Origin of the sequence: Flavobacterium jejuense, from assembly GCF_006491595.2 — a bacterium.
Lineage (GTDB): Bacteria > Bacteroidota > Bacteroidia > Flavobacteriales > Flavobacteriaceae > Flavobacterium > Flavobacterium jejuense.
The window spans coordinates 288,983-307,483 of record NZ_VEVQ02000001.1 but is presented as its reverse complement, the minus strand read 5'-3'; the positions used below and the strand labels follow the sequence as shown (position 1 = coordinate 307,483).

General features: G+C 30.8%; 17 protein-coding genes and 1 tRNA gene. 10 read left to right on the top strand and 8 right to left on the bottom strand.

Going from position 1 to position 18,501, the window contains the following annotated elements:
* Positions 1 to 69: 69 nt before the first annotated feature.
* Together FIA58_RS01390 and FIA58_RS01385 are read right to left on the bottom strand one after the other, a co-directional pair.
* Positions 70 to 705 (bottom strand): class I SAM-dependent methyltransferase, encoded by a 636-nt coding sequence (locus FIA58_RS01390; RefSeq protein ID WP_140959253.1) that lies wholly within the window; start codon positions 703 to 705, stop codon positions 70 to 72.
* A 157-nt stretch (positions 706 to 862) separates the two neighbouring features.
* Positions 863 to 2,260: a DEAD/DEAH box helicase gene (locus FIA58_RS01385; RefSeq protein ID WP_140959251.1), complete on the bottom strand. Its 1,398-nt coding sequence runs from the start codon at positions 2,258 to 2,260 to the stop codon at positions 863 to 865.
* Between the two features lie 98 nt (positions 2,261 to 2,358).
* Here FIA58_RS01385 and FIA58_RS01380 point away from each other — a divergent pair, with 98 nt between their 5' ends.
* The 4 genes from FIA58_RS01380 to FIA58_RS01365 all read left to right on the top strand — a co-directional run bounded on the left by FIA58_RS01380 (position 2,359) and on the right by FIA58_RS01365 (position 5,878).
* On the top strand, positions 2,359 to 2,796 hold the full coding sequence (locus FIA58_RS01380; RefSeq protein ID WP_140959249.1) for a GldL-related protein: 438 nt from the start codon (positions 2,359 to 2,361) through the stop codon (positions 2,794 to 2,796).
* 64 nt (positions 2,797 to 2,860) lie between these two features.
* The gene (locus FIA58_RS01375; RefSeq protein ID WP_140959247.1) at positions 2,861 to 3,616 is read left to right on the top strand and encodes a hypothetical protein; all 756 of its coding nucleotides are present in this window, start codon (positions 2,861 to 2,863) and stop codon (positions 3,614 to 3,616) included.
* Positions 3,617 to 3,622: 6 nt separating this feature from the next.
* Complete coding sequence (locus tag FIA58_RS01370; protein WP_140959245.1) at positions 3,623 to 5,329, top strand: M14 family zinc carboxypeptidase; 1,707 nt, start codon at positions 3,623 to 3,625, stop codon at positions 5,327 to 5,329.
* A 6-nt stretch (positions 5,330 to 5,335) separates the two neighbouring features.
* On the top strand, positions 5,336 to 5,878 hold the full coding sequence (locus tag FIA58_RS01365; RefSeq protein WP_140959243.1) for an HD domain-containing protein: 543 nt from the start codon (positions 5,336 to 5,338) through the stop codon (positions 5,876 to 5,878).
* Between the two features lie 56 nt (positions 5,879 to 5,934).
* On the opposite strand, the gene FIA58_RS01360 is transcribed toward FIA58_RS01365, so the two are convergent.
* Positions 5,935 to 6,381 carry a ferritin-like domain-containing protein gene (locus FIA58_RS01360; protein WP_140959241.1) on the bottom strand — a complete coding sequence of 149 codons (447 nt, stop codon included), beginning with the start codon at positions 6,379 to 6,381 and terminating at the stop codon, positions 5,935 to 5,937.
* 93 nt (positions 6,382 to 6,474) lie between these two features.
* Entirely contained in the window at positions 6,475 to 7,059 is a 585-nt protein-coding gene (locus FIA58_RS01355; RefSeq protein ID WP_140959239.1) for an NUDIX hydrolase, read from the bottom strand.
* Between the two features lie 7 nt (positions 7,060 to 7,066).
* Here FIA58_RS01355 and pyrE point away from each other — a divergent pair, with 7 nt between their 5' ends.
* Both pyrE and FIA58_RS01345 read left to right on the top strand, forming a co-directional pair.
* Complete coding sequence (gene pyrE / locus FIA58_RS01350; protein ID WP_140959237.1) at positions 7,067 to 7,714, top strand: orotate phosphoribosyltransferase; 648 nt, start codon at positions 7,067 to 7,069, stop codon at positions 7,712 to 7,714.
* Between the two features lie 18 nt (positions 7,715 to 7,732).
* Positions 7,733 to 8,125: an SRPBCC family protein gene (locus tag FIA58_RS01345; protein WP_140959235.1), complete on the top strand. Its 393-nt coding sequence runs from the start codon at positions 7,733 to 7,735 to the stop codon at positions 8,123 to 8,125.
* 114 nt (positions 8,126 to 8,239) lie between these two features.
* Here FIA58_RS01345 and FIA58_RS01340 read toward each other — a convergent pair.
* The 4 genes from FIA58_RS01340 to FIA58_RS01325 form a co-directional block, all read right to left on the bottom strand.
* Positions 8,240 to 8,315 (bottom strand) — tRNA-His (locus FIA58_RS01340).
* Between the two features lie 76 nt (positions 8,316 to 8,391).
* The gene (bshB1, locus tag FIA58_RS01335; protein ID WP_140959233.1) at positions 8,392 to 9,108 is read right to left on the bottom strand and encodes a bacillithiol biosynthesis deacetylase BshB1; all 717 of its coding nucleotides are present in this window, start codon (positions 9,106 to 9,108) and stop codon (positions 8,392 to 8,394) included.
* A complete protein-coding gene (locus FIA58_RS01330; RefSeq protein WP_140959231.1) occupies positions 9,105 to 10,136 on the bottom strand; it encodes an isochorismate synthase in 1,032 nt (343 codons plus the stop codon). Before FIA58_RS01330 ends, bshB1 begins: the two co-directional genes overlap by 4 nt.
* Entirely contained in the window at positions 10,136 to 10,561 is a 426-nt protein-coding gene (locus FIA58_RS01325) for a PaaI family thioesterase (RefSeq protein ID WP_140959229.1), read from the bottom strand. Before FIA58_RS01325 ends, FIA58_RS01330 begins: the two co-directional genes overlap by 1 nt.
* A 127-nt stretch (positions 10,562 to 10,688) precedes the next feature.
* Between FIA58_RS01325 and FIA58_RS01320 the strand changes: the two genes are divergently transcribed.
* From FIA58_RS01320 to purL, 4 genes are all read left to right on the top strand, one after another.
* A complete protein-coding gene (locus tag FIA58_RS01320) occupies positions 10,689 to 12,248 on the top strand; it encodes a hypothetical protein (RefSeq protein ID WP_140959227.1) in 1,560 nt (519 codons plus the stop codon).
* 23 nt (positions 12,249 to 12,271) lie between these two features.
* Entirely contained in the window at positions 12,272 to 12,913 is a 642-nt protein-coding gene (locus FIA58_RS01315; RefSeq protein ID WP_140959225.1) for a DUF1579 domain-containing protein, read from the top strand.
* Positions 12,914 to 13,040: 127 nt separating this feature from the next.
* Positions 13,041 to 14,621, top strand: coding sequence for an endonuclease (locus FIA58_RS01310; protein ID WP_140959223.1), 1,581 nt, complete (start codon positions 13,041 to 13,043; stop codon positions 14,619 to 14,621).
* Between the two features lie 138 nt (positions 14,622 to 14,759).
* Positions 14,760 to 18,416 carry a phosphoribosylformylglycinamidine synthase gene (purL, locus tag FIA58_RS01305; protein WP_140959221.1) on the top strand — a complete coding sequence of 1,219 codons (3,657 nt, stop codon included), beginning with the start codon at positions 14,760 to 14,762 and terminating at the stop codon, positions 18,414 to 18,416.
* Positions 18,417 to 18,501 lie beyond the last annotated feature (85 nt).

Genomic DNA, 18,501 nt, shown 5'->3' with positions numbered 1-18,501 from the left:
ACAAATGATACAAAAAATAAGTTAATGAATTACTTAATAAACTTTTATCTTAACTAAAAGATGTTAGAATCATTTCTCAAAAAGAATAATCTTATCCCTCACTTCCACTTTTTTAAAATTCAATAACTTATGAATCCAATGTAAAGTGGTTTCTTGATAAATAAAAACATGTGTTAAATCGTTTTTATAATACCAATTTTCAAATGGAATTTGGTTTTGGAATAGTTCAGTTTTACAATATAGTTTCCCATTAGGTAACAACATTGAATGCAATAATTTAAATTCTTTTAATGGTTCGTGAAAATGTTCCATCACTTCACAACAGGAAATATAGTTGTATTTTTGGGTTAACTTTTCAGGTACATTTTCAAAAAAAATATCATAGTTTTCAACTTGATAGCCTTTTTCATGAAGCATTTTTGATATAACTGGTCCAGTTCCTGAGCCAAAGTCTAAACCTTTATCATTAGGAGAAAAATCTTTTAGAATAGCATTTACAAGTGGTTCAACAAATTTTTGATAACCCAAATCATTTACATTATTGTTATGTTGTTCATAATGTTTTTTTTCGGATGAAGTATCAAAAAAAGTATGTTTGGGTCTAAAAATGCCTTGACAGTTGTCACATTTGTAAAATAAATGATTGGGCTTTTCGCAAAAAACCGTTGCACTTTCGTTACATAATAGACAAAATTCTTGTTTCATTTTTTTGTATAAGTTTCCGTAAGTTCAAGGATTTTGAAGATTTTGGGAATAGATCGGAGTAAAATGTATCGAGAAAACTTCTTTAAAAAGCAAAAACTTCTCGATACGCTTCGCACTCGAAGTGACGGTAAACTGATAAATTGTATTATTAAAAAACTTACCTCCTATTATTCTCTTTTCGAGAAGTAAATTTTGGATGCGTTTCCACATCTTCTTCTTCCTTCTTCATCACTTGTCTCGCTACTTCAATTTTATATTTCTTCCCTTTCATTTTCTCGTCCTTAATTTTGGAAAGTAAGGCTTTCACTTTGGTAAACCGAACGGCAACAAACGAAATAAAATCTTTTACTTCAATTAAACCGATGTCGTCCTTTTCAAGTTCGCCTTTTTGAGAAAGGAAACCTACAATGTCAAATTTATTCAGCTTATTTTTCTTTCCTCCACTAATATAAAGCGTTTGAAAAACTGGTGCTTTCGGTAATGACTTTGCATTGGACACATCCAATCTTCGCTTTCCATAATCGAAATAATCAGTTTTTTTCTCCGTTTCATGAATTAACACGTAAGCAGTTCCTGTAGCCAACATACGAGCCGTACGACCATTTCTATGGGTAAATTCATCTTCTTTTGAAGGCAAATGATAATGAATTACGTGTTTCATTTCTGGAATATCTAAACCACGAGCCCCTAAATCGGTTGTGATTAAGAATAGAACACTTCCATTTCTAAATTGAATTAAAGCACGTTCACGTTCATCTTGGTCTAAACCACCATGATAAAAAGTGGAAAGCACTCCTTTTGAAAGTAACATATCATAAATACGCTCAACAGCTTCTCTATGATTACAAAAAATAATAGCAGATTCTGAATTTAACGAACAAATCAATTGAAAAAGCGATTCCAATTTGTCTTTCGATTTCGAAAAAACGATACGCGTATCTAAATTGGTATTTTGTTTTTTCTCATCAATAAAATCAACAAATGTTGGATCAATAATTTTAGTATATTTAGGAATTTCCACTCCAGAAGTAGCCGAAACTAAAATCCGTTTATTCAACTTCGTCAGTTGTCCTACAATAAAAGACATTTCTTCGTGATAGCCTAATTGCAACGATTTATCAAATTCGTCTAAAACTAAGGTTTTTACATTTTCAGTAGTAAAACTTCTTCTGTTTAAGTGATCTACAATTCGACCAGGTGTTCCAATTAGTAAAGCTGGTGGATTGCTTAAATTATTAATCTCAACATCAATAGAGTGACCCCCATAACACATATTCACTTTGTAATGTGTTCCCATTTTTTTCCAAACTTGTTCAATTTGCAAGCCTAATTCACGAGAAGGAACTAAAATTACAGCTTGTACTCCTTTTACATCTTCCTCTAACAATTGAAAAATTGGCAATAAGAAAGCAAGTGTTTTCCCAGAACCTGTTGGAGAAAGTAATAAGACATTAGCATCATTCAAAATAGCATTTTGAGCTACTTCTTGCATTTTATTTAGTCTTTGAATATCAAGATTCAAAAGGACATTATTGGAAAGCGGATTTCTATTCATTTGGCAAAGATAAGCTTTGCTTTACGAATTCCGAATTTTGGTCTCCAAATAATTAAATGATTTGTTTTTTTAGTACATTTGGGTAAACCAAAACTTAGATGAAGTCAATATTCATTGTTAGATTAATTCGATTATCGTTTCCAATTATAATAATAGGGATATTGTTCAAAATAATGCATTGGCCTTATTCACGAATTTTAATGACCATAGGTTTTGGATTAATCGTTCTTCTTTATCCTATTCGTTATTATTTTAAAAAAAACAAGCGATTAATCGATCATGTCAAATTGGTTTTAGTAATTTGTTTGCCAATACACTATTATGTAAACGTTTTTCATTCGCCATCATTTTTTCTTTTACCAATCATAAGTTTTGGTGCGTTCATTTTTTGGCTTATTCTAGAACTTTATGACATATATCTAAACAATAATAACAAAAGTCTAAAAGTATTTCCTTTTGGAATTTTATCTGTAATTATAATATTTATTTTAGTTGATGCTTTTTCAAACTATCACATTATCCAAATGCTAAACTAATTTTAATACTGGGTTTTGTTGTATTGTTTGCCTATTTTATTATTGATACTTTTAAATCAAAAGAATGAAGTTATTTTTAAGTTTTTTTCTGTTTTCATCTTTTCTCTTTTCTCAAAATAAAGAGTTGAAACTTTATGAGTCTAAAGAAGAATGTCAAGAGCCAATAGGAAGTACTGATGGAATTAATCAACGAATTATTTCTTCAAAAATAGTAAATGATACATTGTCTATGGAGATTCAATATATAGAAAATTGTGGAAATGGAGCCATTATAAGTTATTCAATACTACAAGATACTATCCTTTTTAACTTTAATCGTGATTTTAAAAATAATGAATTAGCTGATTGCAACTGTGTATTTATTAATAAATTAAAATTTTTAAACCCAAAAATCAAAAAACCAATCATAAAAATTAATCCTTTTGTAGGTAAAAGTGAATTAAAACCATCTGACAGCTATTATTTACCTGAAAAATATAGTATAAGAGAAAATGATTCTTTAGTAATTTATGACGGTAAAGGCTATAATTATTCTAGAACCTATTATGATTCTGGAAAAATACATGTTTTATGGATAAGAAAATTCAATTTTCAACAAAGAATTATATATTATGAAAATGGAATGATTAAATCTATACGCCAACTTATATCTGATTTTGATCATTACATTTTACAAGAATTTGATATTACTGGAAAATTAATTAAGTATGAAAACACTTTGGATTTACATTCTCTAAATCCTACAGAAGAACAAAGAAATAAAGGTGCATCAGCTGTCATTACAACAGATAGCGGCATAAAATATAAAAAAACAAAATAAACCTCTATGAAAAAACTACTATTCTTTTTCTTGACTTCAACTTTGATTGTAGCGCAAGATTTAAAAACACCTTTCGAAAAGGGAAATGGTAATCAATCTACCACTTATGAAGAATGTATTGAATATTATAAAATGTTGGCTAATCAATTTCAAACCATTCAAATGGACGCAATGGGTTTAACCGATTCCGGTGAACCACTACATATTGTTACTTTTTCAGAAAATAAAAATTTTGATTATAGCCAAAATAAAGCTGTCATTTTAATCAATAATGGTATTCATCCTGGTGAACCTGATGGTATTGATGCCAGTATGATGTTCCTTCGCGATTTGGCAACTGCCAAAATAAGAGTTCCTAAAAACACTATTATTGTTGCTATACCTATTTATAATATTGGTGGAAGTTTAAACCGAAATTCACATTCAAGAGCCAATCAAAACGGTCCAGAGGCCTATGGTTTTAGAGGAAATGCTCGAAATTTCGATTTGAACAGAGATTTTATAAAGTCGGATTCTAGAAATTCAAGAAGTTTTCAAGAAATTTTTCATGAAGTTAATCCAGATATGTTTATCGATAATCATGTTTCTAACGGTGCCGATTATCAATATACTTTTACATGTATTGCTACGCAACATCAAAGATTAGGAGGGAAATTAGGAGAATTTTATAAAAATGAAATGCATCCTGAAATTATGAAAGAGTTAAAAAAGAAAAAAATTGAAAGTACACCCTATGTAAATATACATGGAGACAAACCTGATGCTGGTTTTGCTCAATTTATGGATTCACCTCGTTATGCTACGGGTTATACTACACTTTTCAATTCATTAGGTTCTGTTCCTGAAACACACATGCTAAAACCTTACAAAGACAGAGTAAATGTTACCTACGAATACATGTTGGCAACCATGAATTATGTAGAGAAGAACTATCAAAAAATTAAAAAGTTAAAAGCTGAAAACCTTAAAAATTATATAGTTGGAATGAAATATCCTTTACAATGGGAATTAGATTCGTCTAAAGTTACCAAAATGGAATTTAAAGGATACAAAGGAGATTATAAACCCAGTGAAATAACAGGCAAAAACCGTTTGTATTACGACCAAAAACAACCCTTTACCAAAAAAATTAATTTTTACAGTGATTATAAAGCCACAAAAGAAATAATAATTCCCTCATATTATGTCATTCCAAAATCGCAATGGTCAATACTTGATTTACTACAATTGAATAACATAGCACTAAAAACCATTACTAATGATACTATAATTGAAGTTGAAAGCTATAAAATTGATTCTTACGAAACTTCCAAAAGACCTTACGAAGGTCATTATGGTCATTATAATACAAGGGTTACCACTAAAACTGAAAAAATAGCTTTCAAAAAAGGAGATTTTCTAATTAAAACCCAACAAGCAGGAGTAAAATATTTATTAGAAACGTTGGAACCAGAAGCCGTAGATAGCTATTTTAATTGGAATTTCTTTGATCCTATCTTACAACAAAAAGAATATTTTTCAGCTTATGTATTTGAAGATTTGGCAAAAGAATTAATAACCAAAAGCGCTAAACTAAAAGCTGAATTTGATGCTAAAAAAATGACAGACAAAGAGTTTGCGGAAAGTCCAGAGGCACAACTAGACTGGATTTATAGAAATTCGGAATATTATGAAAAAGAGCATTTGCAATATCCTATTTATAGAATAAAGTAATCATTTATGACACAAGAATTATATCAAAAAGCTATGCTATTTGCTGGGGAAAAACATAGCGATCAAAAAGTTCCTGGTACAAATTCAAACTATTTATTACATATTTCAAATGTGGCAATGGAGATTATGATAGCTTATTCCAACGATAAAAATTTTGATTTAAATTTTGCTATTCAAACAGCTATTTTACATGATACTATTGAAGATACTTCAACTAATTATAATGAAATTAAAGATTTATTTGGTGAACCAATTGCAAAAGCTGTAAAGGCTTTAACTAAAGACTCAAGTATTGAATATAAAGAAGATAGAATGAAGGATAGTTTGAACAGAATAAATGAATTACAAAAAGAAGTAGGAATAGTTAAAATAGCTGATAGAATTACAAATTTACAAACTCCACCAGCACATTGGGAAAAAGAAAAAATTATAAAATATTGTGAAGAGGCTAAGTTAATTTTAAAAAATCTTTCAGACAAAAATGATTATCTTATCAAAAGATTACAACTTAAAATACAAGAATATGAAATAAAAATTAATTATTCTTAAACTTATATAAGAAAGGGACTTTCAAATGAAAGTCCCTTTCTTATAAATTAGTTTGCTTAAACTGTAATATCTTTATATGCCTTAACTTTTCCAATAGATTTCTCAATCATCATTAATTGTGAAGAAATTACTGAAAACAAATGAGGGGTTAATGATTCATTCTTAATTGCTTCTTTAAATGTACTTAAAGCAGCTTCTTCTCCTGTTAAACAGGCTTCAATAATAGCATCACTTTTATGACCCGTTACAATGGATTTAAAATCAATCCAAGCTCTATGAATAGCTCCTAAAGGACCATCAGTTGCACTAGTAGATTTACCTAAATTATTAATTTCATCTTGTAATTGGATGACCATTAAAGCTCTTTCTCTTGCAATTCCAAAAAATTCAGTCTTTAGATTAGCATCTTCACAATTCTCAGCAGCATTTGTATACCCTACTCTACCATCTTCTAGAATTGAAATTAGTCCGTTTAAAATTTCTATGTTTTTCTTAGTTTCCATATCTAATATTTTTTAGTTTATACAAAGGTCAAAAAAACACAATAGAAACTTCTTACACAATATTTAGAAATGATTACAGAATCTTTAGTTTAACTAATTAAACAATAATTTAATATTTTCATAGGAATTTTCAAGTAATTTTGGAATATCATTTGGATGAACCCATTCCACTTTTTCTATTCCTTCTTCTGCTTGACCTAAAGGAGTACCTTTGAAAGTAGACTTCATTTCATACCAATAGGTCTGTTTTAATTTATACCTTCCATTACGTTTAAAAACATGATATGTCTTTTGGAGCTTACTTACAATGGATAAACCAGAAACTCCTGTTTCTTCCTCAACTTCTCTCATGGCTGTTTCTTCCATAGTTTCATTTTTTTCAGTTCCACCTTTTGGTAAATCCCATTTTCCATTCCTGTAAATGAATAAAACTTTCCCTTCATCATTATAAACTAGTCCTCCACCTGCTTTCACAACTGGCATTTTCGCTTTTAATGTCTTCATAATTAGCTTCTCATCTGGATGATACAAAAAAGCATTTTCAATCTTATTTTGAAATAATTTTATGATGAGCTTTTTAATATCAATACTTTCTAAGAGAAAAATTTTAAAATTAGTCTCCTTTTGTACTTCATTTGTTAAAAAAAGTGCCTTATCGTTTACAAAAACTTTATACATTTGCAATATGATTTTTAATACAAACACAGCCGAAAAAACAGCCGAATTGCTTTTACAAATAAACGCAATTAAATTAAATTCTAAAAATCCTTTTACATGGGCTTCTGGCTGGAAGTCTCCTATTTATTGTGACAATAGAATAATCCTCTCATTTCCAGCAATTAGAAATTTCATAAAGGATGAATTTGCTAAAAATATTGAAGAAAAATTTGGAAAACCTGACGTCATAGCAGGTGTTGCAACTGGTGCAATAGGCATTGGCATACTTGTTGCGGAAGTAATGGGATTGCCTTTTGTATATGTAAGACCAGAAGCAAAAAAACATGGAAGACAAAATCAAGTGGAAGGTTTTCTTGAAAAAGGACAAAATGTGGTTGTAGTTGAAGATTTAATTAGTACTGGAGGAAGTAGTCTTTTAGCCATAGAAGCACTTAGAAATGAAGGAGCAAATGTAAAAGGAATGGCAGCTATTTTTACTTACGGATTTGATCTTTCTGTAGAACGTTTTAAAGAAGCGAATATTACATTGTTTACTTTAAGTGATTATGAAAACCTTCTAAAAGAAGCTGTTAATAGAAGATATATTGACCAAGAAGAGATGACAACTTTACAAGAATGGAGAAAAAGTCCAGCTACATGGAATATAGAAATTTAAAAAAATAAATCCCTGAAAATGAATTTAGAAAGCACAAAAGTAGTTGTTGAGAAATCAGACGAATACATTTTTAATGCCTTAACGGATGTTAAAAATTTTGAAAAATTAATGCCAGAAAATATTGCTAAGTTTGAAGTAATTGATGAAAATTGCTTTGAATTTGGATTAAAAGGAATGCCAGAAATTAAATTATTAAAAAAAGAAGCTACTGCCAACTCTAAGATTGTCTTAGGAGCAGCTTCAAGTAAATTACCTTTTAATTTAACAGGAAATATTGTTGCTCTTGATGCTAACAAAACTGAAATACAATTATTATTTGATGGTGACTTTAATCCTATGATGGCAATGATGATAAAAGGACCAATTGGAAAGTTTATTGAAACTTTAGCACAAAATATGCATAAATTATAATCAACATAACATATTTAGAAAAAACTCCTGAAGTTTCAGGAGTTTTTTTGTTTTTAATATTTTACACGTGATTATAAAAAAAAGCATTGAATTTCTTCAATGCTTCTAAAATTAGGGTGAATGACCGGGTTCGAACCGGCGACCCTCGGTACCACAAACCGATGCTCTAACCAACTGAGCTACAATCACCATTTGTTTTTAACGAGTGCAAATATAGTACATTTGATTAATCCTGCAAAGGTTTTTAAAATATTTTTTACACTTTTTTATACCAAATCTCCTAAACTATTGACTGCCAAATATCTTTCAACAGTAAAACCTTCTGCATATTCGACTCCAATTAACCTTCCAAGGTCTTGTGCTCTATATTTTATAGAATCTAGAAAGTTTTTAGAAGTAATAGGTGTAACAGGTTCTTTTGAATCGGGATCATAAAATTGTGTTCCATAAGCTAAAACACTTTCCATTTTTATATCCATAAATCCAGAGATATCAACTGCAAAATCTGGTTCTATATTTTTCCATTGTATATAATGATAAACTACTTTTGGACGCCAAGCCTTTTGAAAAACACCTTCAATTTCTGTTTCTACCTTAATTAATCCTGATAGAAAACAAGCATCACTCACAAGGCTACTCCCTTTTCCGTGGTCTATGTGACGATCTTCAATAGCATTACATAAAACAATTTCTGGCTGGTATTTTCTAATCATTTTAATAACCTCTAATTGGTGTTTTTCATCATTTATAAAAAATCCATCTCTCAAGTTTAAATTTTCTCTTACAGTTACTCCTAATATCTTTGCTGCAGCCTGAGCTTCCAAGTCCCTTGTTTCAGCAGTTCCTCTTGTTCCTAGTTCTCCTCTTGTTAAATCTATTATTCCAACTTTTTTCCCAAGTGAAATTTCTTTTGCAATTGTTCCTGCGCAGCCTAATTCAACATCATCTGGATGTGCTCCGAAGGCTAATATATCTAATTTCATATCTTAATTATTTTTACTATGGTAGCTAATTTATTTTCAGTTTCAAAAAATTCTTTCTCTGGATTGCTATCTTTTGTAATTCCGCATCCTACATATAAGCGAACAGCTTCTTTCTCAACTTCCATACATCTTAAATTTACAAATAGATTCTTTTTAACATCACTCCATTCTCCTAAAAAGCCAGAATAAAACTTGCGATCATATTTTTCATTAGCTAAAATAAAATCTAAAGTTGGTTCTTTGGGTAAACCACAAATAGCAGGTGTAGGATGTAAAGCATTTACTATTTCTAATGCTGAATTTGAAGCAACTAATTTAGCACTTATATTAGTTTTTATATGAGCTAAATTTCCTGCTTTTTCTGTATAAGGATTTGAAATATCCATTTCCTCAGTAAAAGAAGTAATTTGGTTTGTAATAAAATCAGTTACAAATTGCTGTTCTTCTTTTTCTTTGGTTTCCCAAATTATATTTTCACTATACAATTGAGTTCCTGCTAATGCAACCGTTTTAATGTTATTGTTTTCAATATGAAGCAACTGCTCAGGTGATGCTCCCATCCACATTCCTACTTTAGGATGATAAAACAAATAACGAAATGCTTTTTTATAATTTGAAAGTAATTTTAAAAATGAAACTTCAAAATCAATAGAAATTGGCAGTAAAACTTTTCTAGAAACAACTACCTTTTGAAATTGCTGTTCTAAAATAGCTTGAATACTATCAGCGACTAAAGCTTCAAAGTTCTTTTTTTCAATTATGTTAATTTCTGGTTTCTCAAAATCAGGAGAATCATCACTTTTATTAGTAATCTTTTCTTCATAAAAATCACTATTAGATTGTTCTATGCTATAACTTTGTTCTTTATTAAAAGAGGTAAAGACAAAGCCATTTTGCCCTTTAAAAAGCGTTAATGAATTATCTCTTTGAAACCAAGCTTGTAATTTATCCTCTTCTGGATTGGCAAAAAGTACAAAAGGTAGATCTTTTCGGTAATGTAATCTTGCTTTCTCTATTACTTTTTTCATTACATTTTTCTTCTTGGTAAAACCATATTGGTTAATTTACAAAGTGAAATTAAATTTTCATTTTCATCCACAATCCTAATTTCCCATAAATGTATACTTCTCCCTTTGTGGATAATTTTTGCAGTTGCATAAACCACTCCTTCTCTTTTACTTTTCAAATGATTGGCACTAATCTCAATACCTCTAACTTCAAATTTTTCAGGATCTAAAAACATTAGAGAAGCTGCACTACCAACACTCTCTGCTAACGCTACTGATGCTCCTCCATGTAACAATCCCATAGGTTGGTGAACCCTTGGGTTTACTGGCATTTTAGCAGTTAAAAAACCTTCTCCTGCATCAATATATTCGATTTCTAAAGTTTGCATCAAAGTATTTTGGGACAATCTTGTGCAAACTGATAACATTTCTTCCTTATTGAACATTTCTTACATATTTTATACAAAAATACAAATTAATCACCTTTTTATCTCTATAAGAAAATGATATATATTTCGTTATTATTTTAAAAATACTACATTTACACTTAAAAAATCGCTAATTAAAAATTCAATGAAAATTTATTCTTATATCATAATCGCATTATTTGCTATTCTATTTTCTTGTAGAAATGATTTTGATTTTGAACCAAGTGTTGGAAATCTTTCATTCTCAAAAGACACCGTTTATTTAGATACTGTGTTTACCAATATAGGTTCTAGTACTTACACTTTAAAAGTTTATAATATAAGTGATAAGAATATAGCTATTCCAAAACTACAATTAGGAAATGGAATAAATTCAAAATATAGACTAATGGTTGATGGCATGCCAGGCCAAGTATTTGAAAATATTGAAATGCTAGCTAATGATAGTTTATTTATTTTTATAGAAGTAACAGCAGACGTTGCTGATGCAAATCCAACTGATTTTTTATATACTGATCAAATTCTTTTTGGTACCGATGGTAATTTTCAAAAAGTGGAATTGGTTACTTTAATTCAGGATGCTTATTTTATATATCCAGAACGTGTTCAAAATCCAGATAATACCTACACTTATGAAAATGTAAGCCTTGGTACAGATGAAAACGGTAATCCTGTTACAATTAAAGCAAGTGTCCTTTCAGAAACAGACCCAATAAATGGAGATGAATTACATTGGAATAACACCAAACCTTATGTTATATATGGTTATGCTGTAATTCCTAACACAAAGACACTAACTGTTGACGCAGGAGCAAGAATTCACTTTCATTCAGAATCTGGTTTAATCGTTTCTGATGAAGCTTCTCTTCAAGTAAATGGAACAATTTCAACAACTGAAGCATTAGAAAATGAAGTTATTTTCGAAGGAGACCGTTTAGAACCTAATTTTTCTGAAGTTCCTGGACAATGGGGAACAATTTGGTTTACACTTGGAAGCACTAACAACAATTTAACTAATTTAACTATTAAAAATGCTACAGTAGGAATGTTAGTTACTGGCAATGATGGTACAACAAATCCAACACTAAACTTAAATAATATTCAAGTTTACAACTGTAGTAATGTGGGTATTTTAGCAAGAACAGGCTCAATATATGGTTTAAATGTGGTTACAAATAATTGTGGTGAAGCTGGTTTGGCTTGTACTTTTGGTGGAAGTTATGAATTTACTCATTCTACTATTGGAAATTATTGGCCATCCCAAAATCAAACTTCATTATTTGTTGATAATTATGATGGGACAATTGAATATGCTTTAACTAAAGCTAATTTTAATAACTGTATTTTTTATAGTTCTACCAATTATTCCATTTCATTTGAAAAAGAAGGTCCAGATACCAATTTTAATTACCAATTTAATAATTGTTTGATTAAATTTAATGACTTTAGTAATCAATTCTCTAATGACCCTCTTTACCAATTTTCAGGTTCTAAATTTGCAAACTGCTTAGTCGCTACAAACACTGCAACCAATAATCCAGACTTCAAAAACCCTACTAAAAATCAATTACTTATAGGAGAAAACTCTGCTGGTAAAGGTACCGCTGACATTAGTTATTCTTTTGGAACAACTGATATTTTAGGAAATCAAAGAAATAATCCGACAACTGACATTGGTGCTTATAATTTTAGTATATTTGATTAAACAAAACTAAAAATTTTAACATTATGAAAAAATTATTACTACCCTTGTTCAGTATTATTTTCATTAATTTTATTTCTTGTAAAGATATTGATCCAAAAGTTGATAACGAATATAATTTAGAAATTCCAGAAGTAATTGTTCAAAATGAACTTCCACCAGATTCAGCAACTATAAATAGAGCCTGGGAAAAACATATGACTCCAAGTAAAACACATGAAATAATGGCACAAGACAATGGAGTCTGGGAAGAAGAAATTACAATGTGGGCTAGTAGGAAAAGTGATCCAGTTAAATCTACTTTCAAAGTCATAAATAAAATGATTTTAGGAGGTAGATATCAAGAATCTACCCATAAAGGAGATATGATGGGTATGCCATTTGAAGGAATAAGTACCTTAGCTTATGATAATACAGCACAGGAATACGTATCAACATGGATTGATAATATGGGTACAGGTATAATGGTTATGAAAGGACAATTCAATAGTGATACAAAATCGATTAACTTTGAAGGTAAAACAATCGATCCTTTAACAAGAAAAGAGAAAAAATTAAAAGAAATATTTACATATATTGACAGTAATACCCAAAAAATAGAAATGTTTGACATCGATTATGATGGCAAACAATTTAAAAGTATGGAAGCTATCTTAAAAAGAAAATAATTCCCAACAAAAGCCTTTTTAATTTTTTAACAAATTATTAATAAGTATGTTAATAAGTTAACAATACGTTAATTTTAGATTTGAAAAATGTGGTTAGATTTGCTAAGTAACTAACAGACAACAAACAATGAAAAAAATTAACGTATTTTTTGCAATATTTTTTGCAATCTACTCTCATGCCCAAGCACCAAATGGCTATTATTCTTCTGCAACTGGAAACGGTTATTCTTTAAAAACACAGTTATATAATATTATCAAAAATCATAACGACAGAGGTTATAGTGGTCTTTGGACAACTTACGGTACTTCTGATCGAGATCATCAAAATGAAAATGATAATACTATATTTGATTTATATTCTGAAGTTCAAAATGGTAAAGATCCTTATAATTACTCCTACAGCACAAATCAATGCGGAAGTTATTCAGGTGAAGGAAGTTGCTATAATAGAGAACACATGATTCCTCAATCTGTTTTTAATTCTTCTTCTCCCATGGTTTCCGATGCACATTTTATTACACCAACAGATGGTTATGTAAATGGTATACGCTCTAATTACCCGCATGGAGATGTTGCTTCTGCGTCAAAAACCACTAGAAACGGTAGTAAATTAGGAACAAGTGCTGTTTCTGGTTATTCAGGAACAGTTTTTGAACCTGTGGATGCATTTAAAGGTGACATTGCAAGAATGTATTTTTATTTTGCAACTCGTTATCAAAATACTGTAGCCAATTATTCGTATCCAATGTTTAATAATACAAGTAATCAAGTTTTTACCACTTCATTCTTAAATATGTTATTGGCTTGGCACGCACAAGATCCAGTTAGCGCTAGAGAAATAGAACGTAATAATGCCATTTACGCTCGTCAAGGAAATAGAAATCCTTTTATTGACAACCCTAATTATGTGAACGTAATTTGGGGAGGAACTTCTTCGGGTGGAGGAAATACAGGAGGTGGAACCACTAGTGGTTCAAAAAGTGATTTATTTTTATCTGAATATGTTGAAGGCTCATCAAACAACAAGGCTTTAGAAATCAAAAATGAAACAGGATCTTCTGTAAGTTTATCCGGTTATTCTATAAAAAAACAAACAAACGGAAGTGGCTCATGGAGTTCTGGATTAACATTATCTGGCACCTTAGCAAATAATGGAAAATATGTAATCGTAAACAACTCGATATCATCAGCTTGTTACAATAAAACAAGTGCTAACATTTCCACTTCAGCATCAGAATTAACTTTTAATGGTAATGACCCTGTTGGCTTGTTTAAAAATGGAACTTTGATAGATATCATAGGTAATTTAAATGGTGGTTCTTCTAATTTTGCAGCTGATGTAACATTAAGAAGAAAATCTTCTGTAACAGCTCCTAAAACAAGTTATAGCAGTTCTGATTGGGACACTTATTCAACAAATACATGTGGAGGTTTAGGCAATAAAATTTCTCAAGAAGTAAGTAATACAAGTAATGATGTTGAAATCAAAGCCTATCCAAACCCTAATAAAGGAACTTTTATAATAGATTTCAATAAAAATGAAAAAGGGTTTCTAGTAGAAATCTATTCTACTATTGGTCAAAAAGTATATGAAAAAGTTGTAGAAAAAGAAAATCAATTGCAAATAAATAATCTCACAACTGGTGTTTATTATGTAACAATATCAAATACTAGCTTTAACAAAATGTTACGCATAATCGTGGAATAAACAATTTTTAAAAATATCAAAAACCTATCATTAACAAATGATAGGTTTTTTTGTTATTAAGTTGGGCAAATTATACTTTGAACTTCAAACTTTTTAAGATAAATTTGCACTTTAAACAACAACTAACAACACAACACAATGATTCATTTCTTCGGAAACGAAAGTACTACTGTTTTTGCAATTCAAACGCAAAACGAGCTTTCGGCAGAAACTATATCAAAATTGAATTGGCTTTTTGGCAACGTAAATAAAATAGAAGAATCCGTATTAGCGGATTTTTTTGTTGGCCCTAGAGCAACTATGATAACGCCTTGGAGTACCAATGCCGTTGAGATTACTCAAAACATGGGAATCGAAGGAATTATCCGAATTGAAGAATTCCAAAAAGTAGCCGAAGATTTTTCTGATTTTGACCCCATGCTTTCACAAAAGTATAACGGATTAAATCAAGACATTTATACCATCAATATTCAACCAGAAGGTATTTTAGAAATTGATGATATTGCCCTATACAATCAAACAGAAGGATTAGCCTTAAACGGTGAAGAAATTGAATACTTAAATAACTTATCTACTAAAATTGGCAGAAAACTCACCGATTCAGAAGTTTTTGCTTTTTCACAAGCCAATTCGGAACACTGTCGTCATAAAATCTTCAACGGTACTTTTGTGATTGATGGTAAAGAAAAAGAAACATCTTTATTTAAATTAATAAAGAAAACATCTTCAGAAAATCCAAATGATATTGTTTCGGCTTATAAAGATAATGTAGCATTTGTAAAAGGACCAGTTGTAGAACAATTTGCTCCAAAATCGGCAGATAAACCTGATTTCTATGAGAAAAAAGATTTCGAATCCGTACTTTCTTTAAAAGCAGAAACCCATAATTTCCCAACAACTGTCGAGCCATTCAATGGAGCAGCAACTGGTTCCGGAGGAGAAATTCGCGACCGTTTAGCAGGTGGACAAGGTTCATTACCTTTAGCAGGAACTGCTGTTTACATGACATCCTATTCACGTTTAACGAATAACAGATCTTATGAAAACGGAATGCCAGAAAGAAAATGGCTGTACCAAACACCAATGGATATTTTAATCAAAGCTTCAAACGGAGCTTCCGATTTTGGAAATAAATTTGGACAACCACTTATTACTGGTTCTATTTTAACTTTCGAACATGAAGAAGAAGCTCGCAAATTAGGTTACGATAAAGTAATCATGCAAGCAGGTGGAATTGGTTATGGGAAATTAGATCAAGCAATAAAAAAGAAACCACAAACAGGAGACAAAATTGTCATTCTTGGTGGTGAAAATTATAGAATTGGAATGGGTGGAGCTGCTGTTTCTTCAGCAGATACAGGTGCTTTTAGTTCAGGAATTGAATTAAATGCTATTCAGCGTTCCAATCCAGAGATGCAAAAACGTGCTGCTAATGCTATTCGGGGTTTAGTAGAAAGTGATGAAAACCCTATTGTTTCCATTCACGATCATGGAGCTGGTGGCCATTTAAATTGTTTATCTGAGCTTGTTGAAGAAACTGGTGGATTAATCGATTTAGACAAATTGCCTGTTGGTGATCCAACTTTATCTGCTAAAGAAATTATTGGTAACGAATCACAAGAAAGAATGGGATTAGTTATTGGTAAAAAAGATATTGACATTTTACAACGTATTTCTGACAGAGAACGTGCTCCAATGTATCAAGTTGGAGATGTTACTGGTGATCATCGTTTTACATTTGAATCAAAAACTACTGGAGCAAAACCGATGGATTATGCTTTGGAAGATTTCTTTGGAAGTTCACCTAAAACTATAATGACTGACAAAACTATCGATAGAAATTATGCAACAGTAACTTATTCGCAAGAAAATATACCAACCTATTTAGAAGAAATTCTAAAATTAGAAGCTGTTGCTTGTAAAGATTGGTTAACCAATAAAGTAGACCGTTGTGTAGGTGGTAAAGTAGCCAAACAACAATGTGCAGGACCATTACAATTGCCTTTAAACAATGTGGGTGTAATGGCTTTAGATTATAACGGAAAAGAAGGAATTGCAACCTCAATTGGTCACGCTCCTATTGCTGCTTTAATTGATCCAAAAGCGGGAAGTAGAAATGCGATTGCTGAAGCGTTATCGAATATCATTTTTGCCCCTTTAAAAGACAATTTGAAATCGGTTTCTTTATCTGCTAATTGGATGTGGCCTTGTAAAAATGAAGGAGAAGATGCTCGTTTATATGAAGCTGTGGAAGCATGTTCGGAATTTGCAATTGAATTAGGAATCAATATTCCAACTGGAAAAGATTCGCTTTCTATGAAGCAAAAATATCCTAATGAAGAAGTAATTTCTCCTGGAACGGTTATTATTTCTGCTGCTGGAAATTGTAATGATATTACTAAAGTTGTGGAACCTGTTTTCCAAAAAGACAAAGGTTCAGTGTACTACATTAATTTATCTCAAGATACTTTTAAATTGGGCGGCAGTTCATTCGCTCAAACCCAAAATAAAATTGGTACTGAAACTCCAACGATAAAAGATAGTACTTTCTTTAAAAAAGCTTTTAACACAATACAAGAAGCTATTAAAGCCAATTTAATTGTTGCTGGACACGATATTGGAAGTGGTGGTTTAATCACAACTTTACTAGAAATGTGTTTCGCAGATATAAATGTTGGAGCCACTTTAGATTTTAGTTCGTTTACCGAAAAAGATTTAGTAAAAATTCTTTTCGCTGAAAATATTGGAATTGTTTTACAAGCAAATGATGATACAACTTTCGAAAAAGCATTTGAAGGCATTGAACTATTCAAATTAGGAAAAGTTGTTGCAAGCAACGAATTAAACATTACGCACAACTTACAACTTACAACCTACAACATTTCACAATTACGAGAAATGTGGTTTGAAACCTCTTTCTTACTCGACCAAAAACAAACCAAAAACGGAAAATCGTTAGAGCGTTTTGAAAACTTCGCAAACCAACCGTTAAACTATACTTTCCCAACACAATTTACAGGTGAAATTACTTCGTTTCCAAAAGAAAACCGACCAAAAGCTGCCATTATTCGTGAAAAAGGAAGTAATTCGGAGCGTGAAATGGCAAATGCGATGTATTTAGCTGGTTTTGATGTAAAAGATGTTCACATGACCGATTTAATTTCAGGTCGTGAAACTCTAGAAGACATACAGTTTATTGGAGCTGTTGGAGGATTCTCTAATTCGGATGTATTAGGAAGTGCTAAAGGTTGGGCTGGAGCTTTTTTATATAACGAAAAAGCGAATACCGCTTTGAAAAACTTCTTCAAAAGAGAAGACACTTTATCCGTTGGAATTTGTAACGGTTGCCAATTGATGATGGAATTGGAATTAATCAATCCAGATCACGAAGTACATGGAAAGATGCAACATAACGAATCTCATAAACACGAAAGTGGTTTTACTTCAGTAACGATACAAGAAAACAATTCGGTAATGTTGAAAACATTAGCTGGAAGCACATTAGGCGTTTGGATTTCACATGGAGAAGGAAAATTCAACTTACCTTACAGTGAAGACAAATACAATATTGTTGCTAAATATGGTTACGAAAATTACCCAGCTAATCCAAATGGTTCAGATTTTAACACAGCTATGATGTGTGATGCTACTGGAAGACATTTAGTAATGATGCCACACATTGAACGTTCTACTTTCCCTTGGAATTGGGCTCATTATCCAAAAGACAGAAACGACAAAGTTTCTCCTTGGATTGAAGCTTTTGTAAACGCAAGAGAGTGGATTGAGAAGAAATAATATATTTTCAAAATACATATAAAAAACAGCCTCAATTGTAGAAACTGGGGCTGTTTTTTTTGAAGCTCATATATGTAAAAGTAAA